Annotated in this window: 19 protein-coding genes; 2 read left to right on the plus strand and 17 right to left on the minus strand. The window is 59.5% G+C overall.

Annotated features, from left to right (window positions below):
- Window positions 1–112: 112 nt before the first annotated feature.
- The 9 genes from LEPTO7104_RS0112975 to LEPTO7104_RS0113010 form a co-directional block, all read right to left on the minus strand.
- Window positions 113–2,353, minus strand: a complete 2,241-nt coding sequence (locus LEPTO7104_RS0112975) for an APC family permease (RefSeq protein WP_017299009.1) — start codon at window positions 2,351–2,353, stop codon at window positions 113–115.
- Between the two features lie 158 nt (window positions 2,354–2,511).
- Window positions 2,512–3,723 carry an MSMEG_0565 family glycosyltransferase gene (locus LEPTO7104_RS0112980; protein WP_017299010.1) on the minus strand — a complete coding sequence of 404 codons (1,212 nt, stop codon included), beginning with the start codon at window positions 3,721–3,723 and terminating at the stop codon, window positions 2,512–2,514.
- A gap of 23 nt (window positions 3,724–3,746) precedes the next feature.
- On the minus strand, window positions 3,747–4,082 hold the full coding sequence (locus LEPTO7104_RS38235; RefSeq protein WP_071527232.1) for a type II toxin-antitoxin system PemK/MazF family toxin: 336 nt from the start codon (window positions 4,080–4,082) through the stop codon (window positions 3,747–3,749).
- Complete coding sequence (locus LEPTO7104_RS0112985) at window positions 4,069–4,281, minus strand: hypothetical protein (RefSeq protein ID WP_017299011.1); 213 nt, start codon at window positions 4,279–4,281, stop codon at window positions 4,069–4,071. Before LEPTO7104_RS0112985 ends, LEPTO7104_RS38235 begins: the two co-directional genes overlap by 14 nt.
- 67 nt (window positions 4,282–4,348) lie before the next feature.
- Window positions 4,349–5,377, minus strand: coding sequence for a sll0787 family AIR synthase-like protein (locus tag LEPTO7104_RS0112990; RefSeq protein ID WP_051158588.1), 1,029 nt, complete (start codon window positions 5,375–5,377; stop codon window positions 4,349–4,351).
- Window positions 5,378–5,617: 240 nt separating this feature from the next.
- Window positions 5,618–6,136, minus strand: coding sequence for an MSMEG_0567/Sll0786 family nitrogen starvation N-acetyltransferase (locus LEPTO7104_RS0112995; protein ID WP_017299013.1), 519 nt, complete (start codon window positions 6,134–6,136; stop codon window positions 5,618–5,620).
- Between the two features lie 73 nt (window positions 6,137–6,209).
- Window positions 6,210–7,298 (minus strand): MSMEG_0568 family radical SAM protein, encoded by a 1,089-nt coding sequence (locus LEPTO7104_RS0113000; protein ID WP_017299014.1) that lies wholly within the window; start codon window positions 7,296–7,298, stop codon window positions 6,210–6,212.
- A 98-nt stretch (window positions 7,299–7,396) separates the two neighbouring features.
- On the minus strand, window positions 7,397–8,452 hold the full coding sequence (locus tag LEPTO7104_RS0113005; RefSeq protein WP_017299015.1) for a Nit6803 family nitrilase: 1,056 nt from the start codon (window positions 8,450–8,452) through the stop codon (window positions 7,397–7,399).
- A 91-nt stretch (window positions 8,453–8,543) separates the two neighbouring features.
- A complete protein-coding gene (locus LEPTO7104_RS0113010; protein WP_026072658.1) occupies window positions 8,544–9,026 on the minus strand; it encodes an MSMEG_0572/Sll0783 family nitrogen starvation response protein in 483 nt (160 codons plus the stop codon).
- 367 nt (window positions 9,027–9,393) lie between these two features.
- Between LEPTO7104_RS0113010 and LEPTO7104_RS0113015 the strand changes: the two genes are divergently transcribed.
- On the plus strand, window positions 9,394–10,674 hold the full coding sequence (locus LEPTO7104_RS0113015) for an MSMEG_0569 family flavin-dependent oxidoreductase (protein ID WP_017299017.1): 1,281 nt from the start codon (window positions 9,394–9,396) through the stop codon (window positions 10,672–10,674).
- A 240-nt stretch (window positions 10,675–10,914) separates the two neighbouring features.
- Here LEPTO7104_RS0113015 and proC read toward each other — a convergent pair whose 3' ends face one another.
- From proC to der, 7 genes are all read right to left on the minus strand, one after another.
- Complete coding sequence (proC, locus tag LEPTO7104_RS0113020) at window positions 10,915–11,727, minus strand: pyrroline-5-carboxylate reductase (protein ID WP_071527233.1); 813 nt, start codon at window positions 11,725–11,727, stop codon at window positions 10,915–10,917.
- Window positions 11,728–11,866: 139 nt separating this feature from the next.
- Complete coding sequence (locus LEPTO7104_RS0113025) at window positions 11,867–12,466, minus strand: cell division protein SepF (RefSeq protein WP_026072659.1); 600 nt, start codon at window positions 12,464–12,466, stop codon at window positions 11,867–11,869.
- A 537-nt stretch (window positions 12,467–13,003) separates the two neighbouring features.
- Window positions 13,004–13,690, minus strand: a complete 687-nt coding sequence (locus tag LEPTO7104_RS0113030; protein WP_017299020.1) for a YggS family pyridoxal phosphate-dependent enzyme — start codon at window positions 13,688–13,690, stop codon at window positions 13,004–13,006.
- The gene (pipX, locus tag LEPTO7104_RS0113035; protein ID WP_017299021.1) at window positions 13,687–13,959 is read right to left on the minus strand and encodes a transcriptional coactivator PipX; all 273 of its coding nucleotides are present in this window, start codon (window positions 13,957–13,959) and stop codon (window positions 13,687–13,689) included. The genes LEPTO7104_RS0113030 and pipX overlap by 4 nt, the downstream gene beginning before the upstream one ends.
- Before the next feature lie 139 nt (window positions 13,960–14,098).
- Entirely contained in the window at window positions 14,099–15,595 is a 1,497-nt protein-coding gene (locus tag LEPTO7104_RS0113040) for an anthranilate synthase component I (RefSeq protein ID WP_422879823.1), read from the minus strand.
- Entirely contained in the window at window positions 15,562–16,476 is a 915-nt protein-coding gene (locus tag LEPTO7104_RS0113045) for an energy-coupling factor transporter transmembrane component T family protein (protein ID WP_017299023.1), read from the minus strand. The genes LEPTO7104_RS0113040 and LEPTO7104_RS0113045 overlap by 34 nt, the downstream gene beginning before the upstream one ends.
- A gap of 159 nt (window positions 16,477–16,635) precedes the next feature.
- On the minus strand, window positions 16,636–18,000 hold the full coding sequence (gene der, locus LEPTO7104_RS0113050) for a ribosome biogenesis GTPase Der (RefSeq protein ID WP_017299024.1): 1,365 nt from the start codon (window positions 17,998–18,000) through the stop codon (window positions 16,636–16,638).
- Window positions 18,001–18,253: 253 nt separating this feature from the next.
- On the opposite strand from der, the gene LEPTO7104_RS0113055 reads away from it, so the two are divergent.
- Window positions 18,254–18,892 (plus strand): Uma2 family endonuclease, encoded by a 639-nt coding sequence (locus LEPTO7104_RS0113055; protein ID WP_017299025.1) that lies wholly within the window; start codon window positions 18,254–18,256, stop codon window positions 18,890–18,892.
- Here LEPTO7104_RS0113055 and lgt read toward each other — a convergent pair.
- Window positions 18,889–19,716, minus strand: a complete 828-nt coding sequence (lgt, locus tag LEPTO7104_RS0113060) for a prolipoprotein diacylglyceryl transferase (protein WP_017299026.1) — start codon at window positions 19,714–19,716, stop codon at window positions 18,889–18,891. The genes LEPTO7104_RS0113055 and lgt overlap by 4 nt on opposite strands.
- Window positions 19,717–19,727 lie beyond the last annotated feature (11 nt).

Here is a 19,727-nt window from a genome sequence, read left to right on the forward strand (position 1 = left end):
GCGCCAGTGTTTACGGCGATCGCGCTATTTCCATAGTAGTCAGAATTTACTGGCTTGGGTGAATCCCGATCGGGTCAATTAACCGCTATATCAGGGTTTGATCGGGGTAGGCCTAGCCGTCTTTTTGCAGCACCTCAGCAAACGCCAAATCCTCGGAGGCCAGCACCAAAATCGTTGCCGGCAGCGATGCCGTACGCCGCTGAAGATTGAGGTAGTAGTCGGTAAAGTCATGCTCTGGGGTGGCGAGGCCCAGAAATACCAGATCAGCGGTTTGGGAAGACACCTTCAGAATGTCGTCAAAGTCGCGATCGCCCGCCACAATCACCCTGGGAATTGCCCCTATGCGCAGGCTTTGAACCAGGCCTTCCAGGTTTTGCTCGGCGGCGGCCTGGGCCTGTGGATCAGGCACCACCAGATTCAAGTAAATATCGGCATTGCGCCACCGCCCGCTAGTCCGCAGCAGATAGGCCAAAATCAGCATCAGGCCGCCATTGGATTGAAGCCCTCCCCACCACACATCGATGCGGCGGTTGGCCTGGCGACGGTCAGTGGGTAAACGGTTGTCAAAGACCGGATAGTTTTCCGGCTGGCTGCGAAAGATCAGCACGTTGCGCCGCGCCTGGTGGCAGGTGGCAATCATCTGGCAGAAGCGATCGCGCGTTTCCTCGGCTTCGGTATCGCCCAGCAGCACGGTATTGGGCACCAGCGGCCCAATGCCGTAGGCATCCACCAGTTTCTCCATGCCGCTAAAGGGGTCTGGGGCCGTGACTAACCGCACAAAGGCCTCGATCCCCTGCCTGTCGAGGTAGTCTTGAATGGCCGATTCTAGGGCATCTTGCTGGCTGGCACTGCGGGCACCAGAGGGCAGCACGCTGGAGAGGGTAATCAGGCCTCGGTTGTGGGTGAGATCCACAGCCAGATCGGTGAGGTGAGGTCGCCTGGTCGGCGCGCCCGAAAACACCAGCAGGTGGGGACGCCAGTTTTTGGCGTCGGGGGTCGTTTGCATCTGAAACAACCCCGTCCGCACCAGGGTCATCCACAGTCCGTTGCGCACATCGCCCCAGGCCCCCTGCATCTCTCGCCGCTGAAGCCAGAGGAAAATGCCCAGCACAATCAGGGCGGCCAGCACCGTCGCCACCGCATTGATTAAAAACATCACCACCAGACAGCTCACTGCCCCCAGCAGCGAGAGGCTCCAGTGCACCTTAAACGTGGGGCGAAAAGACGGGCTCTGCAAAAAGGTCTCCAGCCCAGCCGACACATTCAGCACCAGGTAGGTGGTCAGAAAAAACATCGTCAGTACTGGCGCGATCAAATTCAGATCGCCGATGCTCACTGCGGCCAGGGCAATGCCCAAGGTGAAGAGCGTGCCCAGACGGGGTTCATCCATGGGGCCGTGCCCCCGGCCCAGCCACCGCAGCCGATCGGGCAAAATGCCGTCTCGGGCCAGGGCTTGCAGCACCCGCGGGGCGCCCAAAATGCTGCCAATGGCGCTGGATAGCGTGGCCCCCCAGACCCCCAGCAAAATGGCATCTCCCCACCGGGCCATGCGCCGCATGACCAGGGGTTCGTTCAGCAGCGTGGTTGGGTCGGCCCACTGGTAGAGGAAAATGGGAATAATCATGTAGATGACGTAGCCAACCGCGATCGCGGCCAGGGTCCCGTAGGGAATCGATCGCTGGGGATCTCGCAGATCTCCCGACATGTTGACTCCGGCCATAATCCCCGTCACCGCCGGGAAAAATACCGCCAGCACCGCCCAAAACCCCACCGAACCCGGCACCTCGGTCACCGGCAGCGAGGTCGGCTCAACGCTGTGGCCCAGCATTAGCGACCCCAGCGATAGGGCGATCGCCGCCATGATGAAATACTGGGCCTTAATGGCAATATCCGCCGATTTCAGCGCCAAAAGAGCGACCAGAACCGTGGTGATTAGCGCTACCAGCGTCTGGGACAGCACCGGAAACACCTGCACCAGGCTTTCGGCAAAGCCAATGGTGTACAGCGCCACCGAGAACGCCTGGGCCAGATACAGCGGAATACCCACTGCGCCTCCGGTCTCGATACCCAGGGAGCGGCTGATCATGTAGTAAGCGCCGCCCGCCCGCACCACCTGGTCGGTGGCAATAGCCGAGATCGACAGCCCGGTCAGCAGCGTGATCGAGGTCGAAATCGTCACAATCAGCAGGGTTTGCCAAAGCCCAACGTGGCCCACCACCCAGCCAAAGCGCAGGTACATGATCACCCCCAGGATGGTCAAGATAGAGGGGGTAAACACGCCGCCAAAGGTTCCCAAACCCTGAGACTTATTGCCTGTAGGCAAAATGACGCTGCTGTTTGGCGATTTAGACATGGGCTATTTTCCTCAGCAGTTTTGCCGTTGACCTGTCATAGGGGCCGCGCAAAGGGTCGAAAAAACTAAATCCCTGCAATTCCTTTGGCCCAGGGTTCCCTTGCCGGGGTAGTGCCGCTTTCAAGGGTAGACTACCGCGCCCCGGCCGTATCCTAGCTTTAATGCTGGGGAAGGGTTGGGATTTTGGTTTTGAGTAAATGCCGATAGTGCTGGACGTGGAGCGCCGCCGACTGCGCCCAGGCGTATTGAGGCAACAGTCGGCGGCTGGCTTCTACCCGTTTTTGGGCGATCGCCGGACTGAGGCTATCGAGCATGGCCTGGGCGATCGCATCCGCCGAGGCAGAGTTCACCAGCAGAGCACAATCAGGGCTGAGAAATTCGGTAAACGGCGGCTGATCGGCGGTGATCACTGGCAGCCCCGAGGCGATCGCCTCCAGCACCACCAGCCCCCAGCCTTCTTTGGTAGAGGGAAAGCAGAACACATCGGCAGTGCGGTACAGAGCGGGCAGATCCTCATCGGGGATCACACCCGGCAGAATCACCGATTTGCCAATCATTGGCCCGTGCGGCTGTTCCAGCGTGTTTGCCAGCGCAAAGAATTCCTGGCGGTAGGGTTCATAGTCAAACAGCGTGGCCCCGCCCGCAATTACCAGCTGAGCCTGGGGATGAAGGATGAGCACCTGGGCAAAGGCCTCCAGCAGACGAATGGAGTTCTTGCGCGGCTCGATGCCGCCGACCGTGAGAAAAATGGGAGCACCCGTCACGCCGTAGCGTTCTTTCAGGGCATTTTCCTGACCCGAGGCGATGGCAGAAAAGCGCCTGAGATCGACGCCGTTGATCACCCTGGGGGCCTCAATACCGTAGTCGTCGCGGAGGGCCTGGTGCCAGCGATCGCTCACACACAGGCACAGGTCAGGATCGCGAATCGACTTATCCTGGCACTGCTGGAGATAGATACTGGGGTAGTCTTCCACATGGTGGACGGTGCGCACCACGTTGGGCACCCGCCCCTGCTGGCGCAGCTGCACCAGCGCATTGGCCCCAATACAGTCCTGGGCGTGGTAGATGTCGCAGGCTCCAGGATTGGCCAGAAAATAATCCACAAATTCTTGAATGCGCTGGCGAATCAGCGCGTCGATCGCCTGGTCAGGGAGCAACTGCTGTGGCGGGGGCTGAGCGGGTACTAATTGGACGTTTGACGGAATTTCGCGCTCAAACCCCTGGCCATCTTTATCGAGGGCGTAGACGCAGACCTGGTGACCTAGCTCAGTTAGCGCTGTGGCCAATTCTAAAGTGTGCACAACACTGCCCCGCAGCTTGGTGGAGTAGGTCAGCAGAGCAATGGTAAGAACGTCAGGTATATCGTGCATTTTGGCTCAAAACGGCAAGGTGGTTAAGAAAATGCCCATAACCGTTGGAGACTCTCCACCACTCTGCCCCAGTCATCAGCGGACAATTGGCCGAGCTGACGGCTGACTAAAGTTTTGTCCAAGGTTGCAAGTTTATGTAAGCGCACCGTAGAAGGCCTGAGCAAATTAGCGCCTTCCCAGTTTTCTAACGCAATATCGAAAGGCGTTGAATAAGACTGGCTGGTGACACGAGAAACAATTACATCTGGATCGCCAGTATCCAGCAGGATGAGGGCAGGGCGGCGCTTTTCACCTACCCCATCAGTGAACGGAAATGCAATGAGAACAAGATCTCCAGGTCGATAGCTAGAGAGCGTCATAGATGGCATCTTCGGGGCTATAGCCATCCAAAAATTGGGTAGCCGTTAGGTTAGACCAAGCTTGTGTATCGTCTGTAGGCTCTTGCACCAGCACAATCACCCGTACCGCTTGCTCACCGGCAAATTGGGCTAGGGCAGCTTCCGGTAGCTTGAGCTGCCCATCCTGGGTAACCTGGGCCGGAAATTCGTAGGCTTTCATAGAATTACGTTGCGATGATTGTTTTTGATCATGCCTGAGTGACCTACAAATATGAAGTCCGGCATGTTTATTGAGCATCAGCCCTCATCCTAGCCACTGCCTGAGGATTCTTTAGTGCCCCAGGCGCGAACCCGGTTAGGGATTCAGAGGCAAAATCCCAAAAGCAGAGGGAGGCGTCGCCAAGCTTAAGGTTGAGAGTTTGCCCGTTGGTTATGGTGCCGACAGGTTCGCATACCAGTCCTCGACTGTGGAATTCGGGCTGAATTTGGGCCACGGCTTCGGGTCGCACGCTGAGCAAAAAGCCGTAGCTGGGGAAGCTGAGTAGCCAGGACAGCAGATCGATGCCGGGGGGAGGCGCGATCGATCCCACATTCAGCACGGCCCCGCACCCCGACGTTTCCAAAAGCATCAGCGCGGTGCCGACAATGCCCCCCATGCTGATGTCTTTGCCGGTATCGCAGAGGCCCGATTCGGCCAGGGTGGGCAGCAGGGCGAGGTTCTGGCGCAGGCGATCGCAGTCGGCCTCCGTCGCCGCATTCCAAAACGGGTACTGGGGATGCATCTGCCCCTGCATGTCGGTGACGTGCAGCAGCACATCCCCCGGCTGGGCGCTAAAGCTGGTAATCAGGTGATTGGCGCGGCCTAATATCGCCACCGATAGGGCTGCGTAGGGACTGTGGCAGCTGGTGTGACCGCCTACAATGGGCACGTTGAAGGCCTGGGAGGCGGCGACCATGCCCCGCCACAGGGGGTCTACCTGCTGGGGCGACTGGCTCCAGATCGTATCGACGACGGCGATTGGGCGACCTCCCATCGCATAGATATCACTGACGTTGACCATCACGGCGCACCACCCGGCAAACCAGGGGTCGGTTTCGACCAGGGTGGGCCACATGCCCTCTGCGGCAAGCAGCAGGTAGCCATCGCCGTCGGGAATGGCGGCGCAGTCATCGCCGAGCAGAATTGGGGATTGGTCGGTGAATGGGACGAAGCTGCCCAGCCGATTGGCTGCGGTTTGAATGTCCTGCTTGTGGAGGATGCCGAGCGATCGCCGCAGTTCGGCGGCCAATTCCTCCAGCGTTAGCTCTTTGGTCATCACTGCATCAATACTTGGAGTGGCTTGAGTGAGGGGAGAAAAGCCAGGGTTGCCGCTGGGGCCATTTCGCTGGCCCCAGTCCCCCTTCTCGAAGGGCGTTCCGCCGCCCTTCACCCCACGGAAAGGACTGGCTGCATCGGTTTAAACCTATGTCCTGCAAATGGGCCGGTGGGCAGCTTTCAACCCCTAAAACTTCAAATTTTCTTAGTCTGCGCATCCACCCATCCACGCATCCACCCCCTACGACACCTGCTGCACTTCCCAGGGCAAGACAGGCCGCGCTTCGCTGCCGGGGGGATAGTGGGCGAGATCGGCTTCCATCAGGTGGTGGGGGCGATCGCACAGCAGCATCTCCTCCAGAGAATCCCAGTGGAGGCGCTGAAAGAAGCGCACGTTTTGTTCTTGCACGGTGGCGAGGAAGCGATCGCAGCCCCAGGTGTTGGCCGTTGTCACCGCCTTGTAGATTAGTCCTTTGCCAATGCGGCCAACGCGACGATAGTTGGGGTGCACCCCCAGCCGCCCCCCGTACCAGAGCCGGGGCGACTTTTCGTAAATCCGCACCACGCCCACGACGCGATGCTCCGGAGATGCATCGCAATCCAGCGCCACAATGGGGTAGGCCACGCCGTCCAAAGTATCGGCATCATTCTGGTCAAAGAGCCCCTGCTCTTCGCAGAAAATAGCCTGACGGAGAGAAAAATAGCCCTTTAGATCGTCGGAAGATTTAGCTAGCTCAAAGCTATAGCGATGGAGTGCCATGGTAGTCGCCAAGGTTGTTCTGGGTTAGATATATCGGGATAGAAATCCCCTCCTGGGAGGGGCAGGGGGTGGGTCACCCCTCAAAGGTCGAAAGCGCCGAACAGGCGCCGCACTTGGCGCAGCCCGCCTTCATATCCGCCGAGGCCATGCCCGATTGCTTCAGCAGGGCGCCGACTCGCTGATAGAGGGCAAACATAAACTCGCTGCTGGGGGCCGGATGGCCGGACAGGGGGGTTTCGCCGATGGGCACAAAGGGCACAACAAAGGGGTATACGCCGATCTGAATCAGGCGATCGCTGGCTTCCACCAGCGTCTCCAGGCTGTCGCCCAGGCCCGCCAGCAGGTAGGTACTCACCTGGCCCCAGCCAAACACCTTGACCGCCGCTTCAAAGGCCTGATAGTAGACGGTCAGCGGTACTTCGGCCTTGCCGGGCATAATCCTGGCTCGCACCGCCGGGTCGACCGCCTCCAGGTGCATGCCCAGGCTGTCGACGCCAGCAGCCTTCATGCGGTCAAACCAGGCAAAGTCGTCGGGCGGTTCGCACTGGGCCTGAATCGGCAGGTGCGGCACTCGCTGGCGAATGGCGGCGGCGCATTCGGTCAGGTAGGCGGCACCGCGATCGCTCGTATTCGGCGTGCCCGTGGTCATAATCATGTGGGTGACACCATCGAGCCGGACAGCGGCCTCGGCCACCTCGGCCAGTTGTTGGGGCGTCTTGCGGGCAATGGTGCGGCCAGCATCCAGGGATTTCTCAATGGCGCAAAACTGACAGGCGGTGGCGGGGTCGCGGTAGCGCATGCAGGTCTGCTGCACCGTGGTCGCCAGCACGTCGCGCCCGTGCAGCAGGGCGATCTGACCATAGGGAGTGCCGTCAGCCGTAGTCAAGCCGTAGAACTTGGGCGAGTTGGGCAGATCGATGGAGGTAATGGCCTCCCCCGAGGCTTCTAGATGCAGGGGGCTAGCCGCTGTAGCCCTGAGAGCGTAGGGAGATTGGGCGGCGCTGTTGGTGTAGACCGGCACCATGACGGTGGTGCCGTCGATGGTGATGGCCCTGTGGTCGGAGGGGCCTGCGCCACCTCGCCGCCCCGTTGCCCCAGGGATAGACTCCACCAGCCGCAGCCCGTGGGTTTGTAACTCTGTAATCAGCCGTTGCTTGTTCATGGCCTGCCGCTCAATACCCGATAAAAACCTGCGTCAATTCCTGCCGCCAAAATCCGGCGGCTCCATACCCAATTCAGCTGTAGACATGCGGTCCTAGCCTAGGCCGTTGGCAAACCAAGGCCGCTAGGGGGAAGATCCTGTGCCATTTCGCCCTGCAGACCTGGGGAGACCTGGGTTTCCCCAGAGGCCTGGGCCTCTCCATTCGGCCTGGGGGAAAAGGGTACTGGCGCATCTACCACCGACCAGGGGTCAGTATTTAACCGCAGACGTAGCAGATCGGGGCGGGCGTAGTGGCCTACCGAGTCCATCATGCGCTTGCGTTTGGTAATCAGCGAAAAGTCGAGATCGGCGATCGCCAGCCCCTCCCCTGCTGCAATGGGTTCCGTCAGAGGCACCCCCTCGGGGCTAATAATGGCGGTATAGCACCCCCCCGACAGCACCCGCTGCATGGCCTCATCGCCAGTAATCTGCTGTTTTTGCTCGGGGGTCAGCCAGCCTGTGGCATTGACCACAAAGCAGCCCGACTCCAGCGCGTGGTGGCGCATGGTGACCTCCATCTGGTCGCCAAAGATTTGCCCCACCATCGATCCTGGAAACTGGCCGCAGTGAATTTGCTCGTTCTGGGTCATCAGGGCATAGCGGGCCAGAGGGTTGTAGTGCTCCCAGCAGGCCAGTGCGCCCACCCGGCCCGCCGCCGTATCCACCACCCGCAGACCGGCCCCATCCCCCTGGCCCCACACCATACGCTCGTGGTAGGTGGGGGTAATCTTGCGCCGCTTCAGCAGCAGGCTGCCGTCGGCGTCAAAAATCAGCTGGGTGTTGTAGAGAGAACCGGCGTCCCGCTCGTTGACCCCCAGCACCACCACCATGCCGTAGGACCTGGCTGCCCGGCTCACCGCATCGGTGACTGGCCCCGGTACCACCACCGCCTCTTCGTACAGCCGCAGATGCTCTTTGCCCATCAGCACCGGGGGCTGCACAAACGAGAAATAGGGATAGTAGGGAATGAAGGTTTCTGGAAAAACAATCAGATTAACCCCGGCCCGGGCGGCCTGGGCGATGGTCTCCAGCACCTTTTCGGTGGTGCCGTCGCAGTTAAACAGCACGGGGCTAATCTGCGCCGCGGCGGCTCGGATGGTTTTGGTGTGATCCATAGGACGTTGGTGAGAGGAGGGAACTGGGGGGCCATGCCCACCCTGCAAATCTGTCGCCCCTCGCCTGGGGGAGAGGGGTTGAAGGCGATCGCTACATGGTCCAGGTGTCGAGAATGAAGGCCCCATCTTTGCGGTGCATGAGCACGATGTCGAGCACGTCGAGGGGGCTGATGGGGCGAATACCGGGAATTAGAGACGGCTCACCGTGGCCGTAAAGGGCCTGGAGGGCAAAGCGACAGGCATAGATCTTGCAGCCCATCTCCAGCAGTTTGACAATCTGGTTATTCATGGCCAGATGTCCGGGGAAGGCTTCGTCGTTGAGCTTGGGAAAGCCGCGCTGCACCCCCAGGGTGACCCCAGGACCGTAGAGCAGTACCGAAGTCTCAAAGCCCTTGCGAATGAGGCGGGTGGCCTGGAGCAGGTTGACCAGGCCGATGGAGCCTTCAAAGGCGACGGTGTGGAAGGTAACGAGGGCTTTCTCACCCGGCTCGGCCTGGACATCGGGAAACACCTTCTCTTCGTAATCGACTAAAAAATCTCCAGCCTGGTGGGCCGGTGTAGTTACTTCAGGCATGTATTTTCGCTCCTGGCAAAATTGCTTGCAGTCAGACAGCTGTGGCTGCATGTCTCAGAACCTTACGGGTGATTTCAGCGAGTTCCCGTATCAGCAACTACAAACTTTGCGGGTCTGACCTAATCAACAGGGGCAGGGCAATAACGGTCGCGATGACAGGCCCTGAGGGAGGAATACCCCTATCACTTTCGATAGGGGTACTGGCTAAATGCCCAGCTACCCACTGGGCCTGCGATCGCTCGCATCCCCCCACCCTGCCACTAGCGCTAGATCAGGGTTTTCTGTAGCCAGGGTTACATGTATTCCCCCAATCAACGACCTAGGGTACGAAACAGAAAACCCAGCGCACCTCACACAGGATTTAGCTATGACCATGCATTACAGCGCGATCGTAATCGGCGGCGGCCAGGCGGGGCTGTCGATCAGCTACTGTCTACAGCGCCGGGGCATCGACCATCTGGTGCTGGAGCAGCATCAAATTGCCCACTCCTGGCGCACCAAGCGGTGGGATTCGTTTTGCCTGGTGACGCCAAACTGGCAGTGCCAGCTGCCTGGCTTTCCCTACCCCGACGACGACCCGGAGGGGTTTATGGGCCGCGATGCGATCGTGGAGTACATCGAGCGCTACGCCAGCCACTTTAACCCGCCGATTAGAACCGGGGTCAAAGTAGAGCGGGTGCGCCGGGGGGATGGAGTGAGCTTCGAGGTGGTCACCAACCAGAATACTTTCACCGCCGACCAGGTGGTGCTGGCCACGGGCGGCTACCACACCCCCAAAATTCCCCGTCTGGCGGAGCGGCTGGATCCTAATGTGGTGCAGCTGCACTCAGCCGAGTACCGCAACCCTGAGTCGCTGCCTGAGGGTGCCATCCTGGTGGTGGGCACGGGGCAGTCGGGCTGCCAGATCGCCGAAGACCTGCACCTGACCGGGCGAAAAGTACATCTCTGCGTGGGGGGCGCGCCGCGATCGCCCCGCCGCTACCGCGGTAAAGACGTAGTGGAGTGGCTCGACCAGATGGGCTACTACGATCTGGCGATCGATGACCACCCGCAAAAAGAAACCGTGCGCCACAAGACCAACCACTACGTCACCGGACGGGGCGGTGGCCGCGAAATTGACCTGCGCTACTTTGCCCTTGAGGGTATGGCGCTGCACGGTCGGCTCACCGATATTCAGGGCACTCGCATGACCTTTGGCGACGACCTGAAGAAAAATCTTGACCAGGCCGATGCCGTTGCCGAAAGCATCAAGCGCACCATCGACCGCTATATTGACAGCAACAATATCGATGCGCCCATTGACCCGCCCTATCAGCCAGTCTGGCAGCCTAAAGCGGGTCCCTCCGAACTCGATTACCGTGAGGCCAACATTACTTCAGTGATCTGGTGCATCGGCTATGGTATCGACTTTAGCTGGGTAGAGCTACCCGTGTTCGATGGGCAGGGGTATCCCGGTCACCGTCGCGGCGTGACTACCGTACCAGGGCTGTACTTCCTTGGCTTGCCCTGGCTTTATACCTGGGGGTCTGCGCGGTTCTCTGGCATCGCCCGCGATGCTGAGTACTTGGCCGATCAGATTGCCGCAAAAGCCGCAAGCGAGCAGCCCCGATCGCCCCGGGTAGTGAATGATGTCGCCATAGGGTCCTAGGCGTTAGCCGCGCTCTGCCCCAGTCCTCTGCGGCACAAACTTAGACGCCATCTCGTCGGGCTAGGCAGTAGGAGAGCTAGGGAGGCATTTGCGAAGCAGTGCAACGTTTAGAGGTCATCCTCCCAGGAGCAGCCGCGATCTCAATTTCTAGTATTGACAGACCACTAGCGATTTGAAGCGAACTACCCATCTGGGAGACTGCTGCGATCGCTCTCGCGAGCCAAGTGGGCGACAGCGCGTTTAAGACTGTCCCAGTTCCTTAGAACGCTCGTAGGCAGACCGCACTGCGGCCATCAAAGTCGATCGCAGTCCCCCCGCCTCCAGGGCCGCAATTCCAGCGATGGTCGTACCGCCGGGGCTGGTGACGCGATCTTTGAGCACGGCTGGATGCAGGTCGCCCTGGTGCAAAAGCTCGCCGGTGCCGCGCACGGTGGCGATCGCCAGTTCCAGGGCGATCGCCCTGGGCAACCCCACCGCCACACCGCCATCCGCCAGCGCCTCTACCACCAGGGCAAGGTAGCCCGGCCCCGAGCCAGAGAGCGCTGTTACAGCGTCCATCTGAACCTCAGGAACCTCCACCACAGTGCCCACGCTGGCAAAAATGGTCCGCGCCCGCTGGCGCTGCTCCTCGCTGACGCCCTCGCTGGCCGTCAAAGCTGTGACGCCAGCCCCCACCGTAGCAGGGGTGTTGGGCATGGCCCGCACCACTGCCCAGCCGGGAAATGCCTGTTCCAGCCGAGCCAGATTAACCCCCGCCAAAATCGACAGGAGCAGCGGCACCTGTTCCCCCTCTGGCGGCGTCAACCGGCCCGCGACCGCCGCAAGCATCTGGGGCTTAATGGCCAACAGCACGGTTTCAGCGCCGTTGACGACCGCCTGGTTGTCGGCGGTGACCTGTACACCGTAGGTCTGCCGCAAAAAATCTCGCCGAGCCGCCTGGGGATCGCTCACCAGTACCGCTCCAGGGGCAAAGACCCCCTCACTAAGAAGGCGGGTGATGAGAGCTTCTCCCATCATCCCGCCGCCGATAACCCCAAATGTTGTCTCAGGCATAGCTTGACCCACGACTTAAACGTCCATTGTCGCCAGTGAAGACCACAACCCAAGATAGCCCCCGGAATTAGACCGGGGGCAGTGATAGTCACAATCGAGAGCGCTGGTTAGAGCGCCTGGATAACGATTAGGTAGCCGCCTAGGCCATCCGAGCCATTGACTCTGCACCCCAGGTGGGAGCCGGGGGCATTTGGCCGGGCATGGGCATACCCTGGGGCTGCCCCATGAAGATTTCCTCTTCGTACTCGGTGGGGGTGCTCACCTGCACGCAGTTGGGGGTGAAGAGAAAAATGCTTTCGCCGATGCGCTCCTGGTGGCCATCGATGGCGTAGGTGCCGCCCGCCACGAAGTCAACCGCCCGCTGAGCCTGGTCAGGATCCATAATGGTGAGGTTTAGCACCACCGACTTGCGCTCCCGCAGGGCTTGGATGGCCTGGGGCATCTCTTCAAAGGAGCGGGGTTCCATCACCACCACTTCGGAGGTGCCGTTCATGGCACCGGGCATACCAATTACGTTGCTGGCCATCGGGGTCATTCCTGCATCAGTGGGCATCATACGTTCGCGACGGGGGCGGCTCCGCCGAACTTCTTCGGGCTGGGGCTGCACGATAGGCTGGGTATTCTCTTCTTGGTAGAGGTTTTGATACTCCTCTCCATCCATTTCTTCGTATTCGTAGTCGTAATCTGCTGGGTCGTTTAGGCCAACGAAGTCCCGCAGCTTAGAAAACATGTTGCTCACAACTTACACTCCACGATGACTATCACTCAGGTAGGCGAACCCCGTGGCCATTGACCGATGGGGAAGGGCGTCATGCTCCGGTTATCCGAGGGCCATGATAGCGCCAAATTTCCATTTGCAACGGCTGCACGACAAATTAATCGGGTGAGCCTGGGGTTATGGGGGAGTCAGGCCCTCTGGGAAAGCGCCTGACGGTCTAAACCTACATTCAAAACCCAGTGGTAAATCGAACACCGGAGTGACACGCATCTCACTGAGCTACGGCAGGTTTAGGGCTTTGCGTTAATACCCTGTACACAGAATATTGAGACCACAGTATACACGAAATCAAAAAAAGGAATAGCTGATTCACAATTAGTTAAAACTTTTTTTTGGGTAGGGCTAGATTTTGCCCCCAATATCTAGATTCTGTTTGGGGAGAGATTTGGGATCAAGCACTGGCTGCGATCGCCCCAATCCGTTGCCTCGCCAGCGCCCAAGCGCCCGGTTTCAGTTAGCAACTCAGGCAAAAATTGCTCGGTTTCACGCTGGCCGAGATCAAGGTGCTGGAGGTCGCGGACCAAACAGCGCCGTACCCAGCCGCACCAGAGTAGCTCCACAGGCAATGGCCTCTCGATAATCCCCCGACATGCCCATGGAAAGCTGGTCAATATGCAGGCGGCTAAAGTTAGCCCGATTGATGGTTTCGGCCAGGGTCTTGGCACCGCCAAAAACCTCTCGGATCGTACTGTCGCTAGCCCCCTGGGGGGGAATGGTCATGAGGCCACAGAGTTTGAGATAGGCCAGCTGATCGAACTGGGGCAATAGGGGCTCTAGCGCCGCCGCGTCGATTCCAGACTTGGGCGGATCGGGCACCAGTTTGACCTGGAGGCAGCACCGGGGCGCTTTGCTCAGATCCTGAGCGGCCTGATCCAGGCGTTGGGCCAGCTTAAGGCTGTCTACGGAGTGAATCCAGTCGAAGTGCTCAACGGCTTTGCGGGCCTTATTGGTTTGCAGATGGCCAATCAAATGCCAGGTAATGTCGGGCAGATCGGTGAGGTCGGCCTGTTTCGCGATCGCCTCCTGCACCCGGCTTTCGCCAAAATGCCGCACCCCTCGCCCGTAGGCAGCCCGAATGGTGTCCACGGGCAGAAACTTAGTGACCGCAATCAGCGTAACCGAGGGGGGAATAGCGCGGCGAATGCTCTCGAAGGTCTCGGGCAGGGGGCCAGAGGCAGCGGTCATTGAAAGGTCTGCTTGTAGGTGTGCTGTAGTCGATCATAGTCCGCCTGCTGGCCTGCCCGCCGCAAAATACGCAGGCGACTTTCAAGCATTAGGCGGGCGCTGCTGCGGCCCAGCGGCTGAAACACCAGACCTTCGGTGGGGGAATGGGTGACTAGAAAAAACAGCCGCTGGGCGTATAGGGTGGCAAACAGCTCTTGACCGTCGTCTACTATGCACACTCTGAAGAGCAGGCCGAAATTCGGATGATTGAGATAGGTTTCTGTGCTCATTCAAGTATGGAAGAGGCTCTTCTGTATGCCAGGATGATTGCTCTGTCTGTTCAATTCGCCACATGCATTCTAGAACCTGGCGTGCATTGTGCATGCATCCAGGGGGGAGGGCTACCGTTTATTGCGATTTATTGCTGAATTAATCCAGCCCTAGCGCCAACAGTTGTGCCCTCGCCTTTTGCAATGACTCTTGCCACTCTCGCTGGGGGTCGCTGTCAGCCACGATGCCTGCCCCGACCTGCCCCCATACCGTAGATGCCGTAGCTAAGCCATCAGTATGCCCAAGCAGCAGCGTGCGGATCAAAATATTGAGATCCAGATGCCCCCGGCGGTCGAGGTAGCCACAGGAGCCGTAGAACAAGCTGCGGCGCACCGGCTCCAGGGTTTCAATAATCTCCATGCAGCGCACCTTGGGGCAGCCGGTAATGGTGCCGCCGGGAAAGACGGCGCGAATCAGGTCTACAGGGGTACGTTGGCGCAGCCTCCCCGCAGGAGAATTGCCCTGGAGCTGACCCACGACATTGCTGACCAGGTGCATCACGTGGCTGTAGTACTCCACCGTCAGCAGCTCATCTACCCGCACGGTACCCCACTGGCACACCCGGCCCAAATCGTTGCGCTCCAGATCCACCAGCATAATGTGCTCGGCCCTCTCCTTGGGGTTATTCAGCAGAGCTTGGGCCAGTGCTACATCCTGCTCGGGGGTCGATCCCCGAGGACGAGTCCCGGCGATGGGACGGGTTTGGGCCGTGTCATTCTGCAGCTTCACCAGTCGCTCGGGGGAGCAGCTGATCACATCGCCCCAAGGGGTACGCCAGTAGCAGGCAAAGGGAGACGGGTTAATGCGCTGGAGCCTGCGGTACAGCGCCCAGCTATGGGCCGTGGCGACTGCCGAAAATCGCAGGGAAAGGTTAACCTGAAACACATCCCCCGCCCGAATATGCCGCTTGACCTGCCGCACCGCCTGCTGGTATTCCGCTGCTGTCATACCCAGGGCCACAGCGCGGGGATCGCCCGCTATTGGAGAAATGTAGGCCTCTTCCCTGGGCGGCAAGCTGAGCTGCTTTTCCATCCTGTCAAGGCCGCCCTCCGCAGGTGCCGCCAGCCACAGCCGCTGGGCCTGGTGGTCGAGCACGGCAAAGGTGGCTGGCTCATACCACAGGGCAATGGGGAAGGGCAGGGAATCGGCCCTGAGGGTGGGCAGCCGCTCGATTTCCCAGGCCAGATCGTAGCCTAGCCAGCCCAGCCAGCCCCCCGTAAAGGGCAGCGTCTGCTCGGCTTCGTCTGCCTCTAGCCCCAAAAGCTGGAGCTGCTTGCCCTCCGCCAGCCGCTGCGTCAGCATGGGCAAAATGCTCCCCACCGCTGGCGTCCACACCTGTGGACGATCGCCTAGCTGACGGGGCGGCCCGGCGCAGATGGAGTAACGGCTGTGAACGGCGTGGGGCTGGGCCGCCACCGGCAGCGGGTAAGGACTCTCCAGCAGGGCCACCAGGGTTCTAGCGGTGGGGGGCTGCCGCAGCAGGTCGCCGTAGAGGGCTTGAAAGATATCGGTGCCGGTGCGGTGTCCCAGGGGCTGCGATCGCACCCACCACTGCCGCTGAGTCAAGCCTCGCCTCCCCACACCCAGCGCGCCCACAAAAATACCGCCAGCAACCCAAGCGCAAACCAATCCCAGCTCCGCAGCGCCAGCTGGTACCAGCGCACCTGGTGCTCGTTGGGGCTGGTAAAGCCGCGCACCTCCATCGCCGCCGAGATTTGCTCGGCCCGCAGCAGCAGGTTTTGCAGCAGCCGCTCCATCACCGCCAGCCACACCTGGGCCGAGCCGCGAAAGCCCAGTTTTTTCCAGTTGATGGCGCGGGTCTGCACCGATCGCACCAGGTTCTGCACCTCCTCCAGCACCAGAGGAATAAACCGCAGCGAGAGCGTCACCGTCAGGGCAATCTCGGTTACAGGCAGGCGCAGCCACCGCAGCGGGGCCATCAGCGTCTCTAAGGCCAGGGTAATTTCTTCGGGGGCGGTGGTGAGCAGGTAAAGATTGGTGCCATAGATGAGCGTAAACAGCAGGGTGCCAATGCGAATGCCCAGTTCAAGCGATCGCCGCGTCACTGTAACTGGCCCCCAGTCAAATACCACATAGCGATAGGAGGTCGGCTGAGGCAGCTCCGGCAATTCCTCCGGCGGATTCTCTAGAGTCGCCATCGCCGCTGGGGTCGGCAGGCGCGGCGTCTGCGCTACCTGAAGCCCGTCGGGCATGACAAAGGTCAGCCCCATCACCAGGGCGCTCAGCAGCACCAGCCAGCCCATCTGCTGTCGCCACACCCGAAAGGGAATGCGCGCCACCAGCGTCAGCAACACCAGCAGCGCCACTAGCCCAAACCGCCAGTAGGCATTGGCCAGAATGGGCGTCACCAAAATGCTCATCAGCCACGCCATTTTGACCCTAGGGTCGAGCCGGTGCAGCCAGGTAACCGGCTGCTCCAGGTAAAGGCCAATGGGGAGAGAGCGGAGGAGATCCATGGAGTTGGGGGTTGGGTTTTGACTACCGTTGCCAATTTTGGATTTTGGATTTGCGATTTTAGCCGACAGCTATATCGCTAGAGGGCAAGGCTCATGAGCTATGGGTTTTAGCGGCTTTCACCCAACTCATCTAAAATCCAAAATCGCAAATCCAAAATATCACTTCACCTTCGTCGCCCGGTTGGGGTTGTTGCGCTCCAGGTCGCGCATCGCCTTGCCCCGCCAAAAGATGCGAATCGGCGTGCCCTCAAAGCCCAGGTTCTCGCGAAACTGCCGCTCCACATAGCGGCGGTAGTTGTCTTTGAGCAGGTGGGGATCATTCACAAATAAGGTGAAGGAGGGGGGCCTCACCGTGACCTGGGTGCCGTAGTAGATGCGGCCCTGGCGGCCCTGGCGGGTGGTGGGCGGCGTGTGCCACTTGACCGCGTCCTCCAGCACTTCGTTGACCACTGAGGTGCTGACCCGGCGCCGGTGCTGCTCGACGGCCTGATCCACCAGCTCCAGAATTTTGGGCACCCGCTGGCCAGTCTTGGCGCTGACGAAGATGCGCTTGGCCCAATCCAAAAAATTGAGCCGGGCGGAAATTTGGTGGTCAAAGTCGTAGATGGTGTGGCTGTCTTTTTCGACGGCGTCCCACTTGTTGACGACGATGATGCAGGCGCGACCGTCTTCTTCAATGCGGCCCGCCAGCTTTTGGTCTTGCTCGGTGACGCCGTCGAGGGCGTCGATCACCAGCAGCACCACATCGGCGCGGCGAATGGCCTTAAAGGCGCGGTTAATACCAAAAAACTCTGGCCCGTACTCCACGCTTTTTTTCTTGCGAATGCCGGCGGTATCGATCAGGCGGTAGATCTGGTCGCCGTGCTGCACCCGCATGTCGATCGCATCACGGGTGGTGCCCGAAATCGGGCTGACAATGGCGCGGGTTTCGCCCACAAAGGCATTGAGCAGGCTTGACTTGCCCACGTTAGGTCGCCCGACGATGGCAACTTTGATTTCTTCCTCGGCGGCTTCTTCGACGGTTTCGGGCAAAAACTCCACCAGGGCATCGAGCAGTTCTCCCGTGCCGCTGCCGTGGATGCCCGACACGGCGTAGGGCTCACCCAGCCCTAGCTCCCAAAACTGAGCCGCCTGCACCAGGCCGTGATCAAGGGATTCGCACTTGTTGACCGCGAGCACAATAGGTACGGACTGCTGCCGGAGCCAGGAGGCGATTTCGCGATCGGATTCGGTAGGGCCGGTTTTGCCGTCTACTACAAATACAGCCGCACTGGCTTCGGTCAGCGCCAGCTGGGCCTGTTCGCGAATATAGGGCAAAAATTCGGTGTCGTCGTCAAAAACCAGACCGCCGGTGTCGACTACCAGATAGTCGCGATCGCGCCAAAAGGCAGGCTGATAGGTGCGATCGCGCGTCACCCCCGGCTGGTCGTAGACAATCGCATCCTGGGCCCCGGCCAGGCGGTTCACCAGGGTAGATTTGCCCACATTCGGGCGTCCGATAACCGCAACAATAGGCAGTGGCATAGCTCACTTCTTTAACGAAAGGGTCAAGGTCAAGGGTCCTAAAGTACTCGCGACCCTAGGAACTTAAACCCCTTTGAACTCGACAAATACTCAATTCTCCCATTGTAGCGATCGCGGAACGGTCTGGGAAACTGAGGTGAGGAAACGCCAACCTAGGGGATTGCGAGGGAAGGGGGTGAGCGAAGCGACGCCATTAACAGGGCTGACAAAACTGGCGCGATATGATGAAGGCATATCTAACCTGCTCAGTGCTATGACCCCTGCTGCATTGGTCACCAAGCCTATCAGCCAGCTACAGCTAGCTCCCGGCAGCCTGCTAACGATTCCAAACGTGAGCTGGAATGAGTTTGAGACCATTCTCGAAGAGCTGGGCAACCATCGGGCTGTGCGGGCTACTTACTTTGAGCAAACCCTAGAACTCATGGTTCCACTGCCGGAGCACGAAAAGCCCAAGGAAATCATTGGCGACATTGTCAAGACTCTGCTCAAAGCCTCTGGTCGCCGTTATGAACCCTTTGGCTCGACAACGTTTCGTGAGCCTGGAGTGGCTGGGGTAGAGCCTGATGCTTGCTTTTACATTGCTAATTACCAACAAATGATGGGTCGCCGTCGTTTAGAACCGGGCGATCCGCCACCGGATTTAGCAATCGAAACCGATGTGATGTCAAAGACGACTTTGGATGCCTACCTAGCCATTGGTGTGCCTGAACTATGGATTTTTGCCAACGGCAAGCTGACTATCTACGTCTTGCAACAAGACCGCTACACTGCCGTTGAAGACAGCCCCACGTTTGCCGGTCTGCCTCTGGCGAAATGGATTGCGACTACCGTGATGCGATCGTGGCAGGTAGGGACGTCCCAGGCTTTAGAAGAGTTGGATGCGCAGATTTAGACGGCTGTGCGACGGTGGCGACGGTAGAGGGTGAAAGCAGCGATCGCGATCGCCACCGCCGACAAAATATGCACCAGGTTAAACGGCGTACCGGGGAAAAACCACGAATCCGTCCGCAAAAACTCGATAAAAAAGCGCCCCAGTGGATACCAGATTAAATACCCCAGAGCCAAATCCCCTGGTTTGAGTCGCTTTTCAAACTTGCGCGAAATCCAAAACAGCACCACAAAGCCGAGGAAATTCCACAGCGACTCGTAGAGAAACAGCGGGTGGAACCGGGTGGAATCGGGATACTGAGCCAGGTCGTTGTAGGGAGCAATGCGGTGCTGGTCATCGATGCGCAGGCCCCAGGGCAGGGTGGTGGGCGGGCCGTAGAGCTCCTGGTTAATGAAATTGCCCCAGCGGCCAATGGCCTGGGCTAAGGGCAGGCCCAGAGCAATGCCATCAAGGTAGGGCAGAGGATTGAGCTTGCGAACGCGGCTAAAGATGAAGAGTGCGATCGCGCCAAAGATAAACCCGCCAAAAATGTGGATACCGCCGCCCCAGATCTGCAAAATCTTACCGGGATGATCGAGGTAATAGCCCAGCCCCTCCGGCCCGCGCGGCGACTGAATGAACACGTAGTACAGCCGTGCCCCGATAAACCCCGGAATCAAAATCCAGAACAGCATGTCCCAGAGGTTGTCGGGGTCTTCGCCCTGGCGTTTCACGTAGCGACCCGCCACCGTCGCCGCCGTCAAAATCGCCGTCAGCATCAGCAGCCCGTACCAGCGCAGGGCAAAGGGGCCGAGTTCAAAGATGATTGGGGAGACGGGGGGATACATGGGTGGGCAGA

Origin of the sequence: Nodosilinea nodulosa PCC 7104 (assembly GCF_000309385.1) — a bacterium.
In the GTDB taxonomy this organism is placed as follows: Bacteria; Cyanobacteriota; Cyanobacteriia; order Phormidesmidales; family Phormidesmidaceae; genus Nodosilinea; species Nodosilinea nodulosa.